The organism is Alcanivorax hongdengensis A-11-3 (genome assembly GCF_000300995.1).
GTDB classification, from domain to species: Bacteria; Pseudomonadota; Gammaproteobacteria; order Pseudomonadales; family Alcanivoracaceae; genus Alcanivorax; species Alcanivorax hongdengensis.
In genome coordinates this window covers 188471-206646 of record NZ_AMRJ01000002.1, presented here as the reverse complement: position 1 = coordinate 206646, position 18176 = coordinate 188471, and the positions used below count along the sequence as shown (strand labels likewise).

Annotated in this window: 17 protein-coding genes; 8 read left to right on the top strand and 9 right to left on the bottom strand. The window is 61.5% G+C overall.

Annotation, left to right across the window (positions count from 1 at the left end):
- Positions 1–36: 36 nt before the first annotated feature.
- From cyoE to A11A3_RS02580, 4 genes are all read right to left on the bottom strand, one after another.
- Entirely contained in the window at positions 37–948 is a 912-nt protein-coding gene (cyoE, locus tag A11A3_RS02595) for a heme o synthase (protein WP_008927707.1), read from the bottom strand.
- The gene (locus A11A3_RS02590; RefSeq protein WP_008927706.1) at positions 945–2000 is read right to left on the bottom strand and encodes a COX15/CtaA family protein; all 1056 of its coding nucleotides are present in this window, start codon (positions 1998–2000) and stop codon (positions 945–947) included. The genes cyoE and A11A3_RS02590 overlap by 4 nt, the downstream gene beginning before the upstream one ends.
- A gap of 99 nt (positions 2001–2099) precedes the next feature.
- Complete coding sequence (locus A11A3_RS02585; protein WP_040296607.1) at positions 2100–2714, bottom strand: redox-active disulfide-containing membrane protein; 615 nt, start codon at positions 2712–2714, stop codon at positions 2100–2102.
- Between the two features lie 5 nt (positions 2715–2719).
- Complete coding sequence (locus A11A3_RS02580; protein ID WP_040296644.1) at positions 2720–3472, bottom strand: SURF1 family protein; 753 nt, start codon at positions 3470–3472, stop codon at positions 2720–2722.
- A gap of 107 nt (positions 3473–3579) precedes the next feature.
- Between A11A3_RS02580 and A11A3_RS02575 the strand changes: the two genes are divergently transcribed.
- Positions 3580–3834 carry a twin transmembrane helix small protein gene (locus tag A11A3_RS02575; RefSeq protein ID WP_008927703.1) on the top strand — a complete coding sequence of 85 codons (255 nt, stop codon included), beginning with the start codon at positions 3580–3582 and terminating at the stop codon, positions 3832–3834.
- 199 nt (positions 3835–4033) lie between these two features.
- A complete protein-coding gene (locus A11A3_RS17650; RefSeq protein WP_157375249.1) occupies positions 4034–4174 on the top strand; it encodes a hypothetical protein in 141 nt (46 codons plus the stop codon).
- Positions 4175–4549: 375 nt separating this feature from the next.
- Here the strand turns inward: A11A3_RS17650 and A11A3_RS02570 are convergent, their stop codons facing one another.
- Positions 4550–4882 carry a DUF1820 family protein gene (locus tag A11A3_RS02570; protein ID WP_008927702.1) on the bottom strand — a complete coding sequence of 111 codons (333 nt, stop codon included), beginning with the start codon at positions 4880–4882 and terminating at the stop codon, positions 4550–4552.
- 414 nt (positions 4883–5296) lie between these two features.
- On the opposite strand from A11A3_RS02570, the gene coxB reads away from it, so the two are divergent.
- The 3 genes from coxB (at position 5297) to A11A3_RS02555 (ending at position 9097) form a co-directional block, all read left to right on the top strand.
- Complete coding sequence (coxB, locus tag A11A3_RS02565; RefSeq protein ID WP_237738816.1) at positions 5297–6460, top strand: cytochrome c oxidase subunit II; 1164 nt, start codon at positions 5297–5299, stop codon at positions 6458–6460.
- A 14-nt stretch (positions 6461–6474) separates the two neighbouring features.
- Complete coding sequence (gene ctaD / locus A11A3_RS02560) at positions 6475–8082, top strand: cytochrome c oxidase subunit I (RefSeq protein ID WP_008927700.1); 1608 nt, start codon at positions 6475–6477, stop codon at positions 8080–8082.
- 130 nt (positions 8083–8212) lie between these two features.
- Positions 8213–9097, top strand: a complete 885-nt coding sequence (locus A11A3_RS02555; RefSeq protein WP_008927699.1) for a cytochrome c oxidase subunit 3 — start codon at positions 8213–8215, stop codon at positions 9095–9097.
- Positions 9098–9169: 72 nt separating this feature from the next.
- Here the strand turns inward: A11A3_RS02555 and A11A3_RS02550 are convergent, their stop codons facing one another.
- The 3 genes from A11A3_RS02550 to rapA form a co-directional block, all read right to left on the bottom strand.
- Positions 9170–9583, bottom strand: coding sequence for a hypothetical protein (locus A11A3_RS02550; RefSeq protein WP_008927698.1), 414 nt, complete (start codon positions 9581–9583; stop codon positions 9170–9172).
- Between the two features lie 116 nt (positions 9584–9699).
- The gene (locus A11A3_RS02545; RefSeq protein ID WP_008927697.1) at positions 9700–10362 is read right to left on the bottom strand and encodes an alpha/beta hydrolase; all 663 of its coding nucleotides are present in this window, start codon (positions 10360–10362) and stop codon (positions 9700–9702) included.
- Positions 10362–13232, bottom strand: a complete 2871-nt coding sequence (rapA, locus tag A11A3_RS02540; RefSeq protein ID WP_008927696.1) for an RNA polymerase-associated protein RapA — start codon at positions 13230–13232, stop codon at positions 10362–10364. The genes A11A3_RS02545 and rapA overlap by 1 nt, the downstream gene beginning before the upstream one ends.
- Before the next feature lie 152 nt (positions 13233–13384).
- Between rapA and A11A3_RS02535 the strand changes: the two genes are divergently transcribed.
- From A11A3_RS02535 to A11A3_RS02525, 3 genes are read left to right on the top strand one after another with little or no spacing between them, the layout of a single operon-like run.
- Positions 13385–13564, top strand: coding sequence for a hypothetical protein (locus tag A11A3_RS02535; protein ID WP_008927695.1), 180 nt, complete (start codon positions 13385–13387; stop codon positions 13562–13564).
- 12 nt (positions 13565–13576) lie between these two features.
- Entirely contained in the window at positions 13577–13768 is a 192-nt protein-coding gene (locus tag A11A3_RS02530; RefSeq protein WP_008927694.1) for a DUF1272 domain-containing protein, read from the top strand.
- A gap of 16 nt (positions 13769–13784) precedes the next feature.
- The gene (locus A11A3_RS02525; protein WP_008927693.1) at positions 13785–14513 is read left to right on the top strand and encodes a glutathione S-transferase family protein; all 729 of its coding nucleotides are present in this window, start codon (positions 13785–13787) and stop codon (positions 14511–14513) included.
- Here the strand turns inward: A11A3_RS02525 and uca are convergent.
- The gene (gene uca / locus A11A3_RS02520; protein WP_008927692.1) at positions 14510–18097 is read right to left on the bottom strand and encodes an urea carboxylase; all 3588 of its coding nucleotides are present in this window, start codon (positions 18095–18097) and stop codon (positions 14510–14512) included. The genes A11A3_RS02525 and uca overlap by 4 nt on opposite strands.
- Positions 18098–18176 lie beyond the last annotated feature (79 nt).

Sequence of the window (18176 nt, the reverse complement as noted above, 5' to 3'; positions counted from 1 at the left end):
GTAGTCATGCTGTCTACCGGGAGTATAACGCCGCAATCAGACGCCCAGCCAGCCGGCGATGGTGGCCGGTGTGACAGGCAGGTAGTGATCCACCAGCAGGGCGGCAAAGAGGATGAACAGGTAGGTGATGGAATAGCCGAAGGTCTTCATCGGCAGGGCCGGGTCTTCGGAAAAGCGCAGACGCACCGCGTAGTAGAGGAACAGCAGCCCCAATACCAGTGCGCTGAGCAGGTAGATCAGGTCACTCATGCCGGTCAGGAACGGCAGCAGCGAGCAGACGAACAGCAGGACGGTGTAATAGAGCACGGACTTGCGCGTGTACTCCACGCCGTGGGTTACCGGCAGCATGGGAATATCTGCCTTGGCGTACTCATCGCGGCGGTGGATGGCCAGGGCCCAGAAGTGCGGCGGTGTCCAGACGAAGATGATCAGCACCAGCAGCCAGGCATAGGGGTGCATTTCGCCGGTTACCGCCACCCAGCCCAGCAACGGTGGAATGGCGCCGGCCAGCCCGCCGATGACGATATTCTGCGGCGTGGCGCGTTTGAGGTAGAGGGTGTAGATGAAGGCATAGCCGACAAAGCCGAACAGGGTCAGGCCGGCGGTCAGAGGGTTGACCAGAAAATACAGCATGACCATGGAGGCCACCGCCAGCAGCACCGCAAAGGTGATGGCGGCGCGGGGGGTCAGTTTGCCCACCACCAGTGGACGGTTCTCGGTGCGTTCCATCACCGCATCGATTTTCTGGTCCATGATCTGGTTAATGGCCGCGGAGGCCATCATGGCCAGCGCCAGGCCGATGAAGGCCGGCACAAAGATGCGCAGTGGCACCATGCCGGCCGGGTTGGTCGCCAGGAACATGCCGGCCACGGCGGTCACCATCAACAGCATGACAACGCCGGGTTTGGTCAGCGCCAGATAATCGCGCCAACGGCTGGTTTCACTCATGAATTGGTTCCTTCCCGCCGGGCGGGGCGTCGTTTACCACATTTGACGTTAATGGCGCGGATGAACAGCACCAGGCTGGCCAGCAGCAGGGCGGCCACAAAGTTGTGGGCCACGGCCACCCGCAGGGGGACGCCGAATACCACGTTACTGATGCCCAGCGTGATTTGCACGGCCAGCAGGGCCAGGATCACCAGTGAGAAATTGCGGAAAAACACGCTGCGGGCGCGCAGCAGGATTTTCAATACCAGGCTCAGTACCAGCACCGTCACCAGCAGGGCGCCGAAGCGGTGCATCACATGGATGGTGGTGCGGGCATGGTTGTCCAGCACGCCGTACTCGTAGTCTTCGGCGTCGTGGCCCCAGAAGGTGAAGGCTTCCTTGAAGTCCAGCCGCTGTTGCCAGCCGGGCTCGCAGACGGGCAGTTCGGTGCAGGCCACGGCGGCATAGTTGCTGGCGGTCCAGCCGCCCAGGGCAATCTGCAGGATCACCGCCACCAGACAGGCCGAGGCCAGGGGTTTGAGGGTCAGCACGTCGCAGTCATTGAGGAAGCTGGGCCAGCGGTACATGCGGGCGGTCAGCAACACCAGCAGGGTAAAGGTGGTGAAGCCGCCAAGCAGATGCAGCATGACAATGGCCGGCTGCAGCTTGAGGGTCACCGTCCACATGCCCAGCATGCCCTGGAAGATGACCAGCACCACCAGAAACAATGGCAACTTGACCGGCTGCTTCTCGCGTTTGCGGTTGATCAGCGACAGGCTGGCGATAAGAAGGATCACCAGCCCCAGGGTGGAGGCGAAATAACGGTGCACCATCTCCGGGATGGTCTTGTGGGCTTCACGCAGGCTGCCGGGGGTGGCGTCGTTGACTTCGGTGACGTGTTCCACAGCCTTGCGCACATCCATATGGCCGTAGCAGGTGGGCCAGTCCGGGCAGCCCAGGCCGGAATCGGACAAGCGGGTCCAGGCGCCCAGGGTAATAACACCGGCGGCAAGAAAAACGGCCAGTACACAGAGCCGGCGCAGCCAGATTTGTGAAGGGGTAAGCGCTTGCATAGGTAACAGTTTCCCTTAACAGGCTGTTGAAAAAGCCTCATCGCGTTTTTTCAGCGACCTTGTCAGGCCACCAGCTCAAGGCTGTTTTCCAACAACCGGTTAACCGATCAGTGACCCTTTCAGGGTGCGTTCAAGATCGACGCGGATGTTCTCCGCCTCTTCCAGGGTGGCATCCATGTCTTCATGGGTGGGATACCGCATGAATATCTGGCCATCCGGGCTGACCAGAAAAATATCGCCCCGTGGTTTGCTGGGGCCGGGGGTGTAAGCCGGCGCCAGGGCCTGCTTCACCTTGTCCAGATCGGCGTTCAGCACCACCATGCCGTCCACCTTGTCGGCCAGAAAGGCCGAGAGCGCCGGGCCCGGCGGCGCGGTTTGCAGGATCACCCGCCGCAGCCGCTGGCTGTTTTCGCCCAGGGTCAGCCGAACCTGACGCATCTGGTAATAGAGGCCGTTCTTGCAGGCCGGATCGCAATCCGGGCCGGCAATGTACAGCAGGGACCATTTACCGGTGGTGTCGGTGCCGGTAAATGGCTGCCCCCCGGTATCACTGGCATTGAGGCTGGCCAGCGGAATATGGGGGATCAGTAGCTGACCCTTGTTGACCCGTGGCAACGACCAGGGGTCCACCAGGTAGCGGCCGGCCAGGAAGAACAGCACAAAGGGGCTGATAATGGCCAGAAGCACAAGCCGGTTACGGGTTCGTGGAGACATGTCAGTCACGTGTCCTGTTCGCCGTCGCGTTTGCTGCTGCGCCAGGTGGCCGCCACAAAAAAGATCACGGCGACGGCCGCCAGCGCAAACCACTGCAGGGCATAGGCCTGATGGCGCTGGGGCGTCATTACCGTGGCATCCTGCCAGTGGCGCGGCAGCGGTTTCACCCCGGTCAGGGCCAGTTTCGGGGCCACCCGGATTTCAAAGGGCGCCAATTCTACCCCAAGTTTTTCGCCAATGGCTGCAAAATCGACTTTTTGTACCCGCAATGGCCACTGATTGTCGGGCAAGGGGACATTTTTCAGCACCAGCTCGTCGCTGGAGGGCACATAGACCGTACCTTTGAGCTGCACGGGGCCGTTCAGGGGCGTGATGGCCGGCAGGGTGTCGCGACTGGCCCCCCAGGGTAGCCAGCCCCGGTTGATCAGGACCCAATGGCCATCGTCGGTGAGCAGGGGAGTAAGAAGGTGATAGCCCGGTCGGCCATTGTTGATGCGATTGTCGAGCAGGATGGCGTGGGCATTGTCAGCCTGGCCCCGGGCCTGCGCCGGGCGATGCTGGCGCTGGTCGGGGCGGGCGGCCAGCAGTTCGCTGACGGTGGCCGCGGGCAGGGCGGCGCGCTCGGCCTGCTGGGCCAGCCACTGGCGTTTTTCCTCTGCCCGGTGTAGCTGCCACACCCCCAGGCGCACGCACAGCAGGGTCACGGCCAGGGTTGCCAGCAAGGCCGTGATGGAAAACCGACGTTTGCGTTGTGCCATGGTGTCCCTCGGTACGCCGATGCCGCCGGGGCGCGATTCGCGCGTGCACAGCGGCTGCCAGTACAATGGCGGCACATTCTACAGGTTCTGCGTGAAGGGTCAGTACTATGTGGTGGGTAAAAGCGATTGTCGTGATTCTGCTGTTGGCCGCGGTCTTTTCCCTGGGCCGGGCGCTCATGTCACTGGCCCGGGGCGAGAGCCGGGAAGGCAAGACCATGCGGGCACTGGCCTGGCGGGTGGGGTTCTCTGTGGCGGTATTCCTGTTCATTTTGCTGAGCATGTACATGGGCTGGATCAAACCCCATGACGTGAACCCGGCCATGCGCCACGGCCAGCCCATCGAGCAGGCTGGCCCCCGGTAATGAGCGGCAGGCGTGCCGGACTGTAAAAGCGCAGTAAAAGGCGCGTGCAGCGGTCACATTTTCGATGACGGTGGCGAACAAAATGCCCCTGTGCCCCCTCTGATTCCCTGACACCGGCTGACGGTGTTCACCGGTAAAGGGCCAGCAGGGATGGCCAGGGAGCAGGGATGCACTTTGCCGGGATTTCAGGAGACCGGATATGGATATGTTTGCGCGATTATCGTTGATGTTGTTTGTACGCCTAGTCGCCCGGGTGGAGCGGGCGAACGTGCGGGTGACCCGTGACACCCGTTCCGGCCAGGTTTTTTTGCATCGCCCGGGAACCAATGGCCGTTACTGATGCACTAATCAGACAGATGAGTGCTTTTTGACTCCAACAGGCAACCCTCCGGGCGTTCAGTCAGGCTGGCGCCCTTCTCCTTGGGGCCTGTTGGCACTACCGAAATGGCACCTGTTGAGCCCCAAAAGCCACAAATCTAGGCATGAGGTGCGACGTTTGGTGACTCCAAATGAGCAGCGAATAACGACGAGTGGTGGCTTTTGGGGCTCAACCCGAAGGGCTGATCCCTTTTTCCGCCCAGCAGCGCCATCCGCTGTTTATGTAGAATGACTACATGGCTCATCGGTTGACACTACTGGACGAAAAAATGCATTCAGCAGTTGTCATTTCTGTAGTGCCAACAGACCCCGGCTAGTGGCCGGGATTTTCCGGCCACTAACTTTTTTTTCCGCCCGGCCCCAGGGGCATGGGAAAGGCCGATACATTGGAGCCGCCGGCTTCGCTGATCTTGCTGATACCTTCCTTTTCCACCTCGTCGATGCGGATCACCGCATGCAGGGGGATAAAGGAGCGCTGTACCCCGGCGAATTCATTCTTGAGCCTTTCCTCGGACGGGTCGACCACCATCTGGGCCCGTTCTCCGAACAGGAAGGCCTCCACCTCGATAAAACCGTACAACTCGCTCTGGTAGATATGGCTGGCATACAGCTCGTAGACCTTGCCGTTATTGAGAAAAATCACTTTGTAGATCTGGCGGGGCTTGGACATTCGCGGGCCTGTGAACGCGTGCCGTAGGGGGGAGCGAAGTCTACCATATTTGCGCTTTTGTGATGCCAGTGTCGTGGCGGTGACCGGGCGGTCTCAACTGGCTGGACTTTAACCAATTGACTGGTCTAGAGTTATTTCCAATGTGTAGCGGCGCAGCCTGCCCGGACCGGGGCGGGCCAACGCCCGGGGTGTCTGTCTGCACGGTGGTTTGCCTGATGGGACGTCAGCATCGCTGACTGTCTTCGTTCTTGGGGGAGACCCGATGATACCCTGATACTCAGGTTCCGGGCGACGGAGCGACAGTACAAGAACAGGTGTGCTCGTGGATTGGGATCGCACCATAAAAACAAGGAGCAAACGCATATGCAGTTAACTCCGTTGTACCGCAGGGCTGCGGGGCTGTTGTCGGTGATCATGGCGACAACGGCAAATGCCAGTGACTGGGCCACGCGTTCCGATCTGGACCTGCGTCCGGGCGTTACCCAGGTCAGTCAGGAAGTGCACGACCTGCACACCACCATCCTCTGGATCGTTACCGCCATCGGCCTGCTGGTCTTCGGGCTGATCCTGGTCGCGATGATCCGCCATCGCCGCTCCCGTCGTCCCAACCCGTCCACCTTCCACGAGAACATCGTTCTGGAACTGCTGTGGACCATTGTTCCCTTCATTATTCTGATTGCCATGGCGGTGCCTGCCACCCTGGTGCTGTTTCAGCTGGAGGACAGCTCCGGCTCCGAACTGACGGTGAAGGTCACCGGTTCGCGCTGGAAATGGAACTATGAGTACCTGACCTACAAGGACGACAACCAGGTCAACCTGTCGTTCTACTCCAATATCGCCACACCGGTGGAACAGCGGGAAACGCCAGTCTTTTCCGCCGGCCTGTTTCCCTATGGCACAGCCAGTGACCGGGGCGGCCAGCCGGCACCAAAGAAAGACCACAACTACAACCTGGAGGTGGACAAACCGCTGGTGCTGCCATCGGGCATCAAGGTGCGCTTTCTGATTACCTCCGATGATGTGATCCATTCCTTCTGGGTGCCGGATTTCGGTGGCAAGAAGGACGCCATTCCCGGCTACGTCAACGAGATGTGGGCCAAGATTCCCGAAGGCAAGGAAGACACCTATTACGGCCAGTGCACCGAACTGTGTGGCAAGGGCCATGCCTTCATGCCCATTGAGGTGAAGGTGGTCAGCCAGGACAAGTTCGATACCTGGCTGGCCGACGAAAAAGCCAAGGCCGCCGCAGCGCCGGATCTGACACCGTTCGCGGATCTCAAGGAAGCCATGGATGCCGGTGAAGGTGTCTACAAGGCCAACTGCGCACTCTGCCACGGCAATAACGGTGAGGGGGGTATCGGCCTCAAGTTCGCTGGCAGCGAGTTCATGACCGACGCAAAACACCTGCCCGAGCATATCGACACGCTGATCAACGGCCGCAATGCCATGCCGTCCTTCAAGGCCCAGCTTTCGCCGCGGGATATCGCGGCAGTGGTGACCTACGAGCGTAATGCCTTTGGTAACGACAGCGGCGATCTGGTTCAACCCGCTGACGTCAACGACCACGAAAGCCAGTAAGGGAGGGGAGAGTGATGACCACTGCCACGGCAACCCATGATGCTCACCATGACCATCACCATGCGCCTTCCGGCCTGAAGCGCTGGCTGTTCAGTACCAACCACAAAGATATCGGCACCATGTACCTGTGGTTCAGCTTTGCCATGTTCATGACTGGCGGCTTCATGGCCATGGTGATCCGCGCGGAACTGCTGGAACCGGGCATGCAGTTCGTGGACCCGGAATTCTTCAACCAGATGACCACGGTGCACGGCCTGGTCATGGTGTTTGGGGCGGTAATGCCGGCCTTTGTCGGGCTGGCCAACTGGATGATCCCGTTGATGGTGGGGGCACCGGACATGGCCCTGCCGAGGATGAACAACTGGTCGTTCTGGATTCTGCCCTTTGCCTTTACGCTGCTGATCGGCTCGGTTTTGATGAGTGCCTTTGCCCCCGGGCACCCGGCGGCGCCGGACTTCGGCTGGACCTTCTATGCGCCGCTGTCCACCACCTACGGGCCCGACTCCACTGACCTGTTCGTGTTCTCGGTTCACATGATGGGGATTTCCTCCATTATGGGGGCCATCAATGTGATCGTGACCGTGCTGAACCTGCGCGCGCCGGGCATGACCCTGATGAAAATGCCGCTGTTCGTGTGGACCTGGCTGATTACCGCCTTCCTGCTGATCGCGGTGATGCCGGTGCTGGCCGGGGCGGTGACCATGGTGCTGATGGACCGACACTTCGGCACCAGTTTCTTTGATGCCGCCGGCGGCGGTGATCCGGTGCTGTTCCAGCATGTGTTCTGGTTCTTCGGGCATCCGGAGGTGTACATCATGATTCTGCCAAGCTTCGGTATTGTCTCGGCGATTCTGCCCACCTTTTCCCGCAAGCCCCTGTTCGGCTATGCGTCCATGGTTTATGCCACCGCCTCCATTGCGTTGCTGAGTTTCGTGGTCTGGGCCCACCACATGTTCACCGTGGGGCTGCCGCTGGCGGGCACCCTGTTCTTCATGTACATGACCATGCTGATTTCGGTGCCCACCGGCGTGAAGGTATTCAACTGGGTGGCGACCATGTGGCGAGGCTCGCTGACCTTCGAGCTGCCGATGAAGTGGGCCATTGCCTTTGTGGTGCTGTTTACCTGTGGCGGCCTGTCCGGCCTGATGCTGGCCATCACGCCGGTGGACTTCCAGTACCACGATACCTACTTCGTGGTGGCCCATTTCCACTATGTGCTGGTCACCGGTGCCATCTTCTCCATTTTTGCCGCCGCCTATTACTGGCTGCCCAAGTGGTCCGGGGTGATGCCCAGCAAGCTGCTTGGGGAGCTGCATTTCTGGAGCTCGCTGATTTCCGCCAACCTGCTGTTTTTCCCCATGCACTTCGTGGGGCTGGCGGGCATGCCGCGCCGTTACGCGGACTATGCCCTGCAGTTCGCGGACTACAACTTCTGGATTTCCATCGGTGGTTTCTGGTTTGGCCTGTCCCAGCTGCTGTTTGTGGCCGTGGCAGTGCGTTGCGCAATGAAGAAAGGCGAAAAGGCGCCGGCCAATCCCTGGGGCGCCGCGGACGGGCTGGAATGGGAAGTGCCTTCGCCGGCGCCCTTCCACACCCATGAAACACCGCCGCTGATCAAGTAACCACAACACAACAAGCCCGCCGGGTTGCCCGGCGGGCAAGGACGCAGGTCACGCAGTTGCCTGTAAGGGTAGTGACAAAGCGACTCGAACGTAGAGCCGGGGCCAAAGGCCTGCTACAGGAGACGCGAGCATGGCGACTGACAAGTACTACATTCCCGAACATGGCAGCCCCTGGCCAGTGGTGGCGTCGGTGGGGCTGTTTACCACCGCCTTCGGGGCCGCCGAATTCATCCATCAGAGCTTTAACCCGGACAGTTACCCCGGTGCCTGGGGCAAGTTCGTGTTCATGGCCGGCCTGGCCATTTTGCTGGTCACGGTGACCCTGTGGTGGCGCGATACCATTCGCGAGTCCGTGGGTGGGCTGCACAACCGGGTATTGGGCGGATCCTACCGGCAGGGCATGATGTGGTTCATCTTCTCCGAGGTGATGTTCTTCGGCGCCTTCTTCGGCGCCCTGTTCTATACCCGCTGGTTGATCGTGCCCTGGCTGGGCGGGGCCGGTAACAACGCCATGACCCATGAGCTGTTATGGCCCAACTTCCAGTCCATGTGGCCGCTGGTGATGACCCCGGATGGCCGGGCCACCCAGGCCATGGAAGCCTGGGGGCTGCCGGCGTTGAATACCGCCGTGTTGTTGACCAGCTCCGTGACGTTGACCATCGGTCACCATGCCTTGATAGAGGGAAAGCGGGGTCGGCTGATTTTTTTCCAGTTTCTGACCGTGCTGCTGGGCATTTCCTTTTTGAGTCTGCAGGCGGTGGAGTATCACCACGCCTACACGGAGATGGGGCTGACCCTGCATGCGGGTATCTACGGCAGCCTGTTCTTCATGCTGACCGGCTTCCACGGGGCCCATGTGACCATCGGCACGATCTTTCTGATCATTACCCTGACACGTGTGATTCGGGGTCACTTCAGCGCCGATAACTGTTTTGCCTGGGAAGCCAGTGCCTGGTACTGGCACTTTGTGGATGTGGTCTGGCTGTTCCTGTTCGTCTGCGTTTACTGGTTGTAGAGCGGAGAGCGGTAACGCAAACCGAAAGAGTGAAGGCGCCTGGTGGCGCCTTTTTTCATTCCGGGGCTATCCCTAGCGGCTGACGGCGATGATGGTCTGGGTGGCATCCAGGATGCGGATAATCTGATCGGCCACCACCAGCTCGGTGACGCCGCTGTTCAGATGGTGAATACGGGCATGGCGCGGCAAGCGGTAGTTATGGTTGTCGATTTCCACGGGTAACCGCTGGCCCACATAGGCATGCTGATACCAGTTCACGGCCAACGGCTTAACATGGACGACCCGTCTTTCATGGTGGCGGTCGTTGTGGTGCCAGTGGTGATTACCGCCATTATCCCGCCCCCGGTCATGTCCGTTGCGGTATTCCTTTTGGTTACCGTGATGGCCGCCGTTATGCGCCCAGGAAGGCGGATCGGCCAGGGTCATGGCCGGGGCTGCCAGCAGCAAGCTGGCAAGAATGAGCGGCTTGAATGCGATTGTGTTCATGTTCTGCTCCAGTGACGGTGCGATCGCACCTTCATGGCGTCAGGCTAGGAGCACAATGTGCAAACAGTGCGCAGCAATTGTGAAATCCCTGCACACTGTGATGGAGGGCAAATCGGTTATTGCAATACCGATTGCAGCCACTGGCTGATCTGACGGATTTCTTCCAGGCAGACCGCGTGTTCCATGGGGTAGTGATGATAGTCCGGCTGATAGCCCTGTGCCTGCAGGGTGGCGACGGCCTGACGGCCCAGGCTTTCCGGCACCACCGGGTCATGGCTGCCATGGCAGACCAGAATCGGCAGATCCCGGTTGGCGTCGGCCAGTTGCAGACGATCGCCGGTGGCCAGATAGGTGGACAGGGCCATCAGTCCGGCCAACCGCTCGGGCCACTGCAGGGCCGTGTGGTAGGCCACGGCGCCGCCCTGGGAGAAGCCGGCCAATATGATGCGATGGGCGGGGATGCCGCGTTCGATTTCCCGTTCGACCAGTGTGCCAACCGCCTGTGAGGATGCCTCCAGCCCGGCCACGTCCACGGTCCGTTCCACATCCATGGCCAGAATGTCATACCAGGCGGGCATGACATGGCCGCCATTGACAGTCACGGGTATCTGCGGGGCGTGGGGGAAAATGAAGCGCACCGCCAGCTCGGCGGGCAGCTGCAGTTCCGGCACGATTGGTTCGAAATCGTGGCCATCCGCGCCCAGGCCATGCAGCCAGATGACGCTGGCCGTGGCCGGGTTGGCCGGCTCGATTTCGATACGGGGCAACAGCTCGTCCATTATTCGCCTCCTGCCACGATGACACGCACGGCGTTGAGCTGACAACGGGCCTCGGCCAGCACTTTTTCCAGTGCATCGGTCTGCGCCTGCAGGGCGGCAATTTCCTCGTCACGGACAGCCGGGTTCTTTGCCTGCAGGGCCTTGAGGCGAGCCAGTTCGTGGTCCTGTTCGGCGCGCATGGCCTGGCGCGCGTCATCGATCACCGCCTCGGCGGCCTGGCTGGCCTGGGCTTCATCGTTTTTCAGCAGTGTCTCCAGCAGCGGTTTCTGGCTTGCGACAATCTTGCGGCTGAGAGCCTTGTCCATCTTGTGGCATTGCTGGCACAGGCCGTCGTGGCTGATGGCCCGGCTGATGTCCTTGCCGTTGGCATCCAGCAGATGGCGAATCACCGTGGTGGGCAGAAAGCGGTCCACCTGCAAATGCTTCGGCGCCACCGCCTCAATGGTATAGATGGCTTCGATGAGCAGGGTGCCGGCCTTGATCTTGGGGTTCTTGAGCAAGCTTACCGCGGCCTTGCCACGGTTCTCGCCCAGCACCATTTCCAGGCCGCCGGTGACCATGGGATGTTCCCAGGTGAGGAACTGCATGTCATCGCGGGCCAGGGCGGTGACGCGGTCATCGGTCATGGTGATGCCTTCCTCGGGCAGGCCGGGGAAGGCATCGCGCATGTGCGGGCCGGGCTTGGGTATCACCGCGGTGTCGGAGTGCTCTTCCTGGTCCACGCCGTAACGGTCAAACAGGCGCTGCATGAAGGGCAGTGGGCTGTGCCAGTCGGCGTCGTCCAGTTGTTCGCGCAGCTGTTCGGCCCGGGCAGCATTGAAGGAGCTCAGCTCCAGCAGGCGGTCACGGCCGGTTTCCAGCAGGGTGTGCAGTTCACCGGTGATGGCCCGGGTCTGTTCCACCAGGGTGGCCAGCTTGTCGGCATCCTGCGGATGGGCCAGGGCGTCTTCCAGCGCCTCGCGGGTGCGCAGATAGATGTCGTGGCCGGCCGGATTGGTGTGTTCGAAGGCATTCATGCCCTGGTGGTACCAGGCAAACAGCACGCCCTGGGCATGCTGCTGGAAATGGGGCACGTGTATCTGGATATCCTCGGTCTGGCCGATACGATCCAGGCGACCGATGCGTTGCTCCAGCAGATCCGGGTTGAGCGGCAGGTCCAGCAGCACCAGGTGATGGGCAAACTGGAAGTTGCGGCCCTCGGAGCCGATTTCCGAACAGATCAGCGCCTGGGCGCCGTCCACCTCGTCGGCGAAGAAGGCGGCGGCCCGGTCCCGTTCGATCAGGTCCATGTCTTCATGGAACATGGCCACGTTCATGCCCAGCTTGTAGTTGCAGTGGGCATGCAGGTCGGTGGCGGTATGGCGGCTGGCGCAGATCACCAGCACCTTCTCGTGGCGGTGTTGCTTGAAGAACTGCTCCAGCCAGCTGACCCGTGGATCCAGGCTGCACCAGCGGTCGTCATGGTAGAGCGTTTCCGGGTGCAGGTGGCTGTCCAGTCCTTCGTCGTCGCCGTAGTCATAGTCCGCCGGCAACGCCAGCGGTACGCCGTGAACATGGCGGGCCGGGAAGCCGGCGATGTTGTGGCGGCTGTTGCGGAACATCACCCGGCCGGGGCCGGAGCGGTCCAGCAGTTCCTTGAGAATGGCCTCGCGCTGGCTTTCCTCGATGGTCATTTCCGGCAGCAGTGCGGCGGTTTCTGCCTTCAGGGCGTCATCCCAGTTGGGCTGGTCATGCAGCTGGCCGGCCAGGGTGGCGATATGCTGGTACTGGGCCTGTTCTTCACGGAAGGCGGCCAGGCTCGGGTAACGGTCCGGGTCCAGCAGCCGCAGGCGGGCATAGTGGCTTTCCAGTCCCAGCTGTTCCGGGGTGGCGGTCAGCAGCAGCAAACCGCGAGCCTGGCGGGCGATGGCTTCCACCCGCTGGTAATCCCCGCTGGGCGCGTCCGGGGCCCACTCCAGATGGTGCGCTTCGTCCACTACCATCAAATCCCAGTCGGCGGCGGCCAGCTGGTCGATATCACATTCGCTGAGAAAATCCGTGCTGCACAGAACCAGCTGTTCGCTGAGGAAGGGGTTGTCCTTCTGAGCCGGGGCTTCGCCTTTCTCTTCGGCGATGATGTCGGCCAGCATGTCCTTGATGTTGTCCTCGGGCTGCAGGGCGTTCAGGCGTTCACGGTCGAAGATGGAAAAGTGCAGGTTGAAACGGCGCACCATTTCCACAAACCACTGGTGCACCAGCGGTGAAGGGACCACCACCAGTACCCGGCTGGCGCGGCCGGTAAGCAGCTGCTGGTGTAGGATCAGGCCCGCCTCGATGGTCTTGCCCAGGCCCACTTCGTCGGCCAGCAGTACCCGCGGCGCAAAGCGGTTGGCCACCTGGTCAGCAATATAAAGCTGGTGGCCGATCAGATCGATGCGTGGCCCGCGCAGTCCCTGAATCGGGGATTGCTGTTGCTGACTGTGGGCCTCAAGCGCAGCCATGCGCAATTCGAACCAGCGATTGGAGGACAGCTGGTTGGAAAGCAGGCGATCCAGAGCGGCGTTAAGCTTGAGAGTGTGGCCCAGGTTAATTTCCGGCACCGGTTGAATGTCCTCGGGATCATCCACCGGGTGAGCCATGTAGACCTTGAGGCCGTTGAGTTCGTTGACCTCGGCCACCACCAGCTCCAGGTCATTGGCGGTGCGAATGGTGTCACCGGCGTCGAACGTGACTCGCGACAGCGGCGCATTGCCCTTGGCATAGGTGCGCTCCTCTTCCGCGGCCGGATATTCCACTGTGACCAGCCGGTAATCCAGTTCCTTGATGATACCAAGGCCCAGCTCGGTCTCGGATTCGCTCAGCCAGCGCTGGCCGGGGATAAAGTCAGTCATTCTGCCTGCCGTGTCAGATCCTGGGGCGGCGGATTATACGGGGTTGTGGCGCGGTATTCGATGATACTGTGGTTACCAATGGCCTTCGGCCACGTGCGTCGGGCTGAAATCGGGTATGCTCAAGGGGTTGTTCACCACCGTCAGGCAAGGTTATGGGGGATGTGGTTCCGTTCAAGAAGCCGCTCAGAAAGAGCCCCAACCGGGGCATGTGCCAGCATGGCTTTCACAAATGGGTGGTCTGCAAGGAAAAACAGTTTGATGTGAAGCAGGGGCGTCTGGTGACGGTCTACCGCTGCCAGCGCTGTGGAAAGGAAAAGGTCACGGCACATTGATCGGGGGAAGCCATGCTGGAAATGAAAGATCGCTGCAAGGAATGTGATGTGCCGTTGACGGCCAGCGGGAACGCCTATATCTGCTCCTTTGAGTGCACCTTCTGTGTTGATTGTTGCACGGTCCATGGCGCGCGCTGCCCGGACTGCGGTGGCGAGCTGGTGCGTCGCCCGCGGCGCCAGGAAGCCAGTAATTCCCCCGACTGATGCCGGAGCCGTTGCCATGACCCTGACGCTACACCAGTTTCCCATCTCCCATTACTGTGAAAAGGTCCGCTGGGCGCTGGACCACAAGGGGCTCGATTACCGTATCAAGAACCACCTGCCGGGCCTGCATCTGCGCAAAATCAGCAAGCTGGCAGGCCAGAGTAGCGTGCCGGTGCTGGTCCATGACGGTCGGGTGGTGCAAGGCTCGGCGGCCATTATCAGTTATCTGGATGAGCGTTTTCCGCAACACAGCCTGACCCCGGCGGAGCCGGCGCTGCGAGATGAGGCCCTGCGCTGGGAGGCGTTCTGCGACGAGCAGATCGGTCCGCACCTGCGCCGTTACTGTTATGACACCCTGCTGCACCATCCGGATATCGTCATCCCCTTCTTTGCCAAAGGGGGGCCACTGTGGGGAAGCTGGTTCCTGCGGGCGGTATTCCCCAAATTGCAGGGCATCATGCGCAAGGCCATGGTCATCCGCGAACCCGAGGTAACGCAAAGCCGCGAGAGGGTTGAACAGGCGCTGCGGGAGCTGGATGAGGCCACCCGTGACCGGGAGTACCTGGTCGGCGAGTGCTTTACCCGCGCCGATCTGGCTGCGGCCAGCCTGCTGGCCCCGCTGTTCATGCCGCCGGAATACGGCCTGGCGTGGCCGGCACAAATGCCCGAGCCGCTACAGGGCTGGGTAGACAGCCAGCAACCCCGCCTCGCCTGGCCATCCGGGCTGTATCGCCGGCATCGTTAATCCAGCACCATGATGGCCTGGCCGGCGTTGATCTGCTGGCCTTCCTGGCGGCTGATGGCGATCACCTTGCCGCTTTGCGGGGCGGTGATTTCGATCTCCATCTTCATGGATTCCAGGATCGCCACTACATCGCCTTGATTGACGGTCTCGCCCTCCTGCACCTGCAGTTTCCAGATATTGCCGGCCACCGGGGACTCCACCGGAGTGCCGTCCACGGTGTCGCCAGGGGTGTCGGCATCCAGGTTCTGCTCGGACTGGAAGTGGATCTGGCCGCTTTCCACCCAGCGTTGCAGCTCTTCTTCAAAGGCCTGGTTGCGGGTCTCGGTGAATTGCGCGATGTCCTGCTGGTTGTCATCCAGAAAGCGCTGGTAGGCGCTCAGGCTGAAAGTGGTTTCCTCCACCTTGATGGGGTAGTCCCCTTTCGGGAAGTCCCGGCGGATCTGGTTGAGTTCTTCGTGGCTGACTTCGTAAAAGCGAATCTGGTCGAAGAAGCGCAGTAACCAGGGGTTGTCGAAGGCTTGCGTTTTTCGATAGCGGTTCCACATCTGCAGGGTGCGGCCGACAAATTGATAACCGCCGGGGCCTTCCATGCCGTAAACGCACAGGTAGGCGCCACCGATGCCCACGGAGTTTTCCGCGGTCCAGGTACGCGCCGGGTTGTACTTGGTAGTGACCAGGCGGTGACGTGGATCGTAGGGGGTCGCCACCGGCGCACCGAGATAGACATCTCCCAGCCCCATGACCACATAGCTGGCGCTGAAGAGAATGTCTTTGACATCATCAATGCTGCCCAGGCCGTTGATGCGGCGAATGAATTCCAGGTTGGACGGGCACCAGGGAGCATCCTTGCGCACCGACTGCATGTATTTGTCGATGGCCTGGTGACAGGCCTCGTCATCCCAGCTCAGCGGGATGTGCACGATGCGAGAGGGCACCTCCAGATCGTTCTGCTTTTCCAGTTCGCGCTCGGCCCGTGCCAGCAGCGCCAGCAGTCGTGTGCGGGGCAGTGCCACCGGGTCGAAATGAATCTGCAGGGAACGGATGCCCGGGGTCAGTTCGATCACGCCGTCCAGCGTTTGCTGTTGCAGCCAGAGCATCAGCGCATGGGCGCGAAAGCGCAGGCGCAGGTCCAGTACCAGTGGGCCGTATTCCACCAGCAGGTAACGATCCCCGGCGGCCCGGTAGACCACCTCCACCCCGGCTTCGTCTTCGCTCAGGGTTGCCAGGATCGGTGTGGTAATGGCGGTGCTGACCGCTTGCGTTATCGGCTCACTCAGGCCCGCGACACAGGCGTCCTGCTCGGCGGCCAGGGCATCCGCATCGACCAGGCTGACGGGCTCGAAGCGCAGGGTGTCGCCGGCTTTCAGCTGCCCGAGCTTCCAGCGGTCGGCCAGTATCACCGTGGCCGGGCAGACAAAACCGCCCAGGGACGGCCCGTCCGGGCCCAGAATCACCGGCATGTCACCGGTGAAATCCACCGTGCCCACCGCGTAGGCATTGTCGTGAATGTTGGACGGATGCATGCCGGCTTCACCGCCGTCACTGCGTGCCCAGTTCGGTTTGGGGCCTACCAGACGAATGCCGGTACGGCTGGAGTTGTAGTGCACTTGCCAGTCGGTGGAAAAGAAGGTGGCCATGTCGTCATCGGTGAAAAAGTCCGGTGCGCCATGGGGGCCGTAGATCACTCGCAGGGTCCATGGTTTTCCCAGCGCGGGTTTCAGGCTGTCAGGCACGGTCACGGCGGCTGCCGTGCCGGCATCCTCGCTGAAGTGCAGCACATCGCCGGTGCGCAGGGCCCGCCCGCCATGGCCGCCAAACTGGCCGAGGGTGAAGGTGCTGCGTGATCCCAGATAGGGCGTGCACTGGATGCCGCCGGCGATCGCCAGATAGCTGCGGGCGCCTTCGCCGTTGACCTTGCCCAGTTTCAGTACCTGGCCCGGTTGTACGGCAATGGCCCGATACATTTGCAGCGGCGTGCCATCCAGGGTGGCCTGCATGTCGGCGCCGGTCAGAGCGATGCGGGTGCACTGGTTGAATTTCAGGGTGGGGCCGTTGAGGGTGAACTCCAGGCCGGCGGCGTCTTCCCCGTTGCCCAGTAGGCGATTGGCGAGACGGAAGCTGAGGTTGTCGAACGGCCCGGACGGTGGCACGCCCACCGGCCAGTAGCCACGTCGACCCGGGTAGTCCTGCACCGTGGTCAGGGTGCCGCCGGCGAGCACGTCCAGGGTAAAGGGGGCGTAGTGGAAATCGTTCAGATAGCGGGTGGTCATGCGGCCCTGCGTGAACACCGGGTCGGCCAGAATGGCGCCCACGTAATCCCGGTTGGTTTCGATGCCTTCCAGGCTGATGGCAGCCAGGGTGGTGCGCAATGCGTTCAGGGCGCTTGCCCGGTCTGCCTGGTGGATGATGACCTTGGCCAGCATGGGGTCGAAGAGGGGGGAGACGGTCAGCCCGGCTTCCACCCAGTGATCAATACGCCGTGCCTTGCCATCGGCCTGCGGAAACGCCACCGCCGTGAGCAGGCCGGCGCTGGGCTGGAAATCCTTGTTGGGATCTTCCGCGTAAATCCGTGCCTGAATGGCATGGCCGCTGGCGGTGAAAGGGCCGAGCGAATCCAGGGCAGGCAGATCGCCGGCGGCCAGTTTGACCATCCACTCCACCAGGTCCACACCGTAAACCTGCTCGGTGACACCGTGCTCCACCTGCAGGCGGGTATTCACCTCCAGGAAATAAAAGGTGTTGCTGTCCTGGTCGAGAATGAATTCCACCGTGCCGGCATTACGGTACTGCACGGCTTCCATCAGGGCGCGGGCGGTGTCCTGCAGATCCGCGCGTACCGCATCCGGCAAATTGGGCGCCGGGGTTTCTTCCAGCACTTTCTGGTGGCGCCGCTGGGCGGAGCAGTCACGCTCGCCCAGGGTCACGGCCAGGCCCTGGCCGTCGCCGAACACCTGCACCTCAATGTGGCGAGCGCGGGCGATGTATTTTTCGATAAAGACGCCGTCGTTGGAAAAATTGTTGGCACTGAGTCGACGCACGCTGTCCCAGGCCTTGTCGAGACTGTCTGCGCTGTCGCAGATCTGCATGCCGATGCCGCCGCCACCGGCGGTGCTTTTCAGCATCACCGGGTAGCCGATGTCATGGGCGGCTTGCAGGGCGGCCTCCTTGTCTGCCAACAGGCCGGTGCCGGGTAACAGGGGAACCCCGGTTTTTTCCGCCAGTGCCCGGGCGGTGTGCTTGAGGCCGAAGGTGTTCATCTGCTCGGCCGTCGGGCCGATAAAGGCAATGCCCCGCGCTTCACAGCCTTGTACAAAGTCCGGGTTTTCACTGAGAAAGCCGTAACCCGGATGCACCGCATCGATGCCGTGTTGCTCCATCAGGTCAAACAGTTTTTCCTGGTTCAGGTAGGTATCCCGGGCACTGCCGTCGCCCAGGCAAAAGGCCTGATCCGCCTGGCTGACATGCAGGGAATCCCGGTCCGCTTCCGCGTAGACCGCCACGGCGGTGACGCCCAGCTTTTTCAGGGTGCGGGTAACCCGGGTGGCAATGGCGCCGCGGTTGGCAATCAGCACTTTGCTAAACATGACGGTGTCTCTTTTTGGCTCAGCGGGTCGTCCCGCCGTGAATCCTTGGCCGCCGGGGTCGTCCCCGGGGAGTGTGACG

Coding starts and splice junctions, on each gene's coding strand:
- cyoE (WP_008927707.1), bottom strand. CDS start 948: ATGAGTGAAACCAGCCGTTGGCGCGATTATCTGGCGCTGACCAAACCC.
- A11A3_RS02590 (WP_008927706.1), bottom strand. CDS start 2,000: ATGCAAGCGCTTACCCCTTCACAAATCTGGCTGCGCCGGCTCTGTGTA.
- A11A3_RS02585 (WP_040296607.1), bottom strand. CDS start 2,714: ATGTCTCCACGAACCCGTAACCGGCTTGTGCTTCTGGCCATTATCAGC.
- A11A3_RS02580 (WP_040296644.1), bottom strand. CDS start 3,472: ATGGCACAACGCAAACGTCGGTTTTCCATCACGGCCTTGCTGGCAACC.
- A11A3_RS02575 (WP_008927703.1), top strand. CDS start 3,580: ATGTGGTGGGTAAAAGCGATTGTCGTGATTCTGCTGTTGGCCGCGGTC.
- A11A3_RS17650 (WP_157375249.1), top strand. CDS start 4,034: ATGGATATGTTTGCGCGATTATCGTTGATGTTGTTTGTACGCCTAGTC.
- A11A3_RS02570 (WP_008927702.1), bottom strand. CDS start 4,882: ATGTCCAAGCCCCGCCAGATCTACAAAGTGATTTTTCTCAATAACGGC.
- coxB (WP_237738816.1), top strand. CDS start 5,297: ATGGCGACAACGGCAAATGCCAGTGACTGGGCCACGCGTTCCGATCTG.
- ctaD (WP_008927700.1), top strand. CDS start 6,475: ATGACCACTGCCACGGCAACCCATGATGCTCACCATGACCATCACCAT.
- A11A3_RS02555 (WP_008927699.1), top strand. CDS start 8,213: ATGGCGACTGACAAGTACTACATTCCCGAACATGGCAGCCCCTGGCCA.
- A11A3_RS02550 (WP_008927698.1), bottom strand. CDS start 9,583: ATGAACACAATCGCATTCAAGCCGCTCATTCTTGCCAGCTTGCTGCTG.
- A11A3_RS02545 (WP_008927697.1), bottom strand. CDS start 10,362: ATGGACGAGCTGTTGCCCCGTATCGAAATCGAGCCGGCCAACCCGGCC.
- rapA (WP_008927696.1), bottom strand. CDS start 13,232: ATGACTGACTTTATCCCCGGCCAGCGCTGGCTGAGCGAATCCGAGACC.
- A11A3_RS02535 (WP_008927695.1), top strand. CDS start 13,385: ATGGGGGATGTGGTTCCGTTCAAGAAGCCGCTCAGAAAGAGCCCCAAC.
- A11A3_RS02530 (WP_008927694.1), top strand. CDS start 13,577: ATGCTGGAAATGAAAGATCGCTGCAAGGAATGTGATGTGCCGTTGACG.
- A11A3_RS02525 (WP_008927693.1), top strand. CDS start 13,785: ATGACCCTGACGCTACACCAGTTTCCCATCTCCCATTACTGTGAAAAG.
- uca (WP_008927692.1), bottom strand. CDS start 18,097: ATGTTTAGCAAAGTGCTGATTGCCAACCGCGGCGCCATTGCCACCCGG.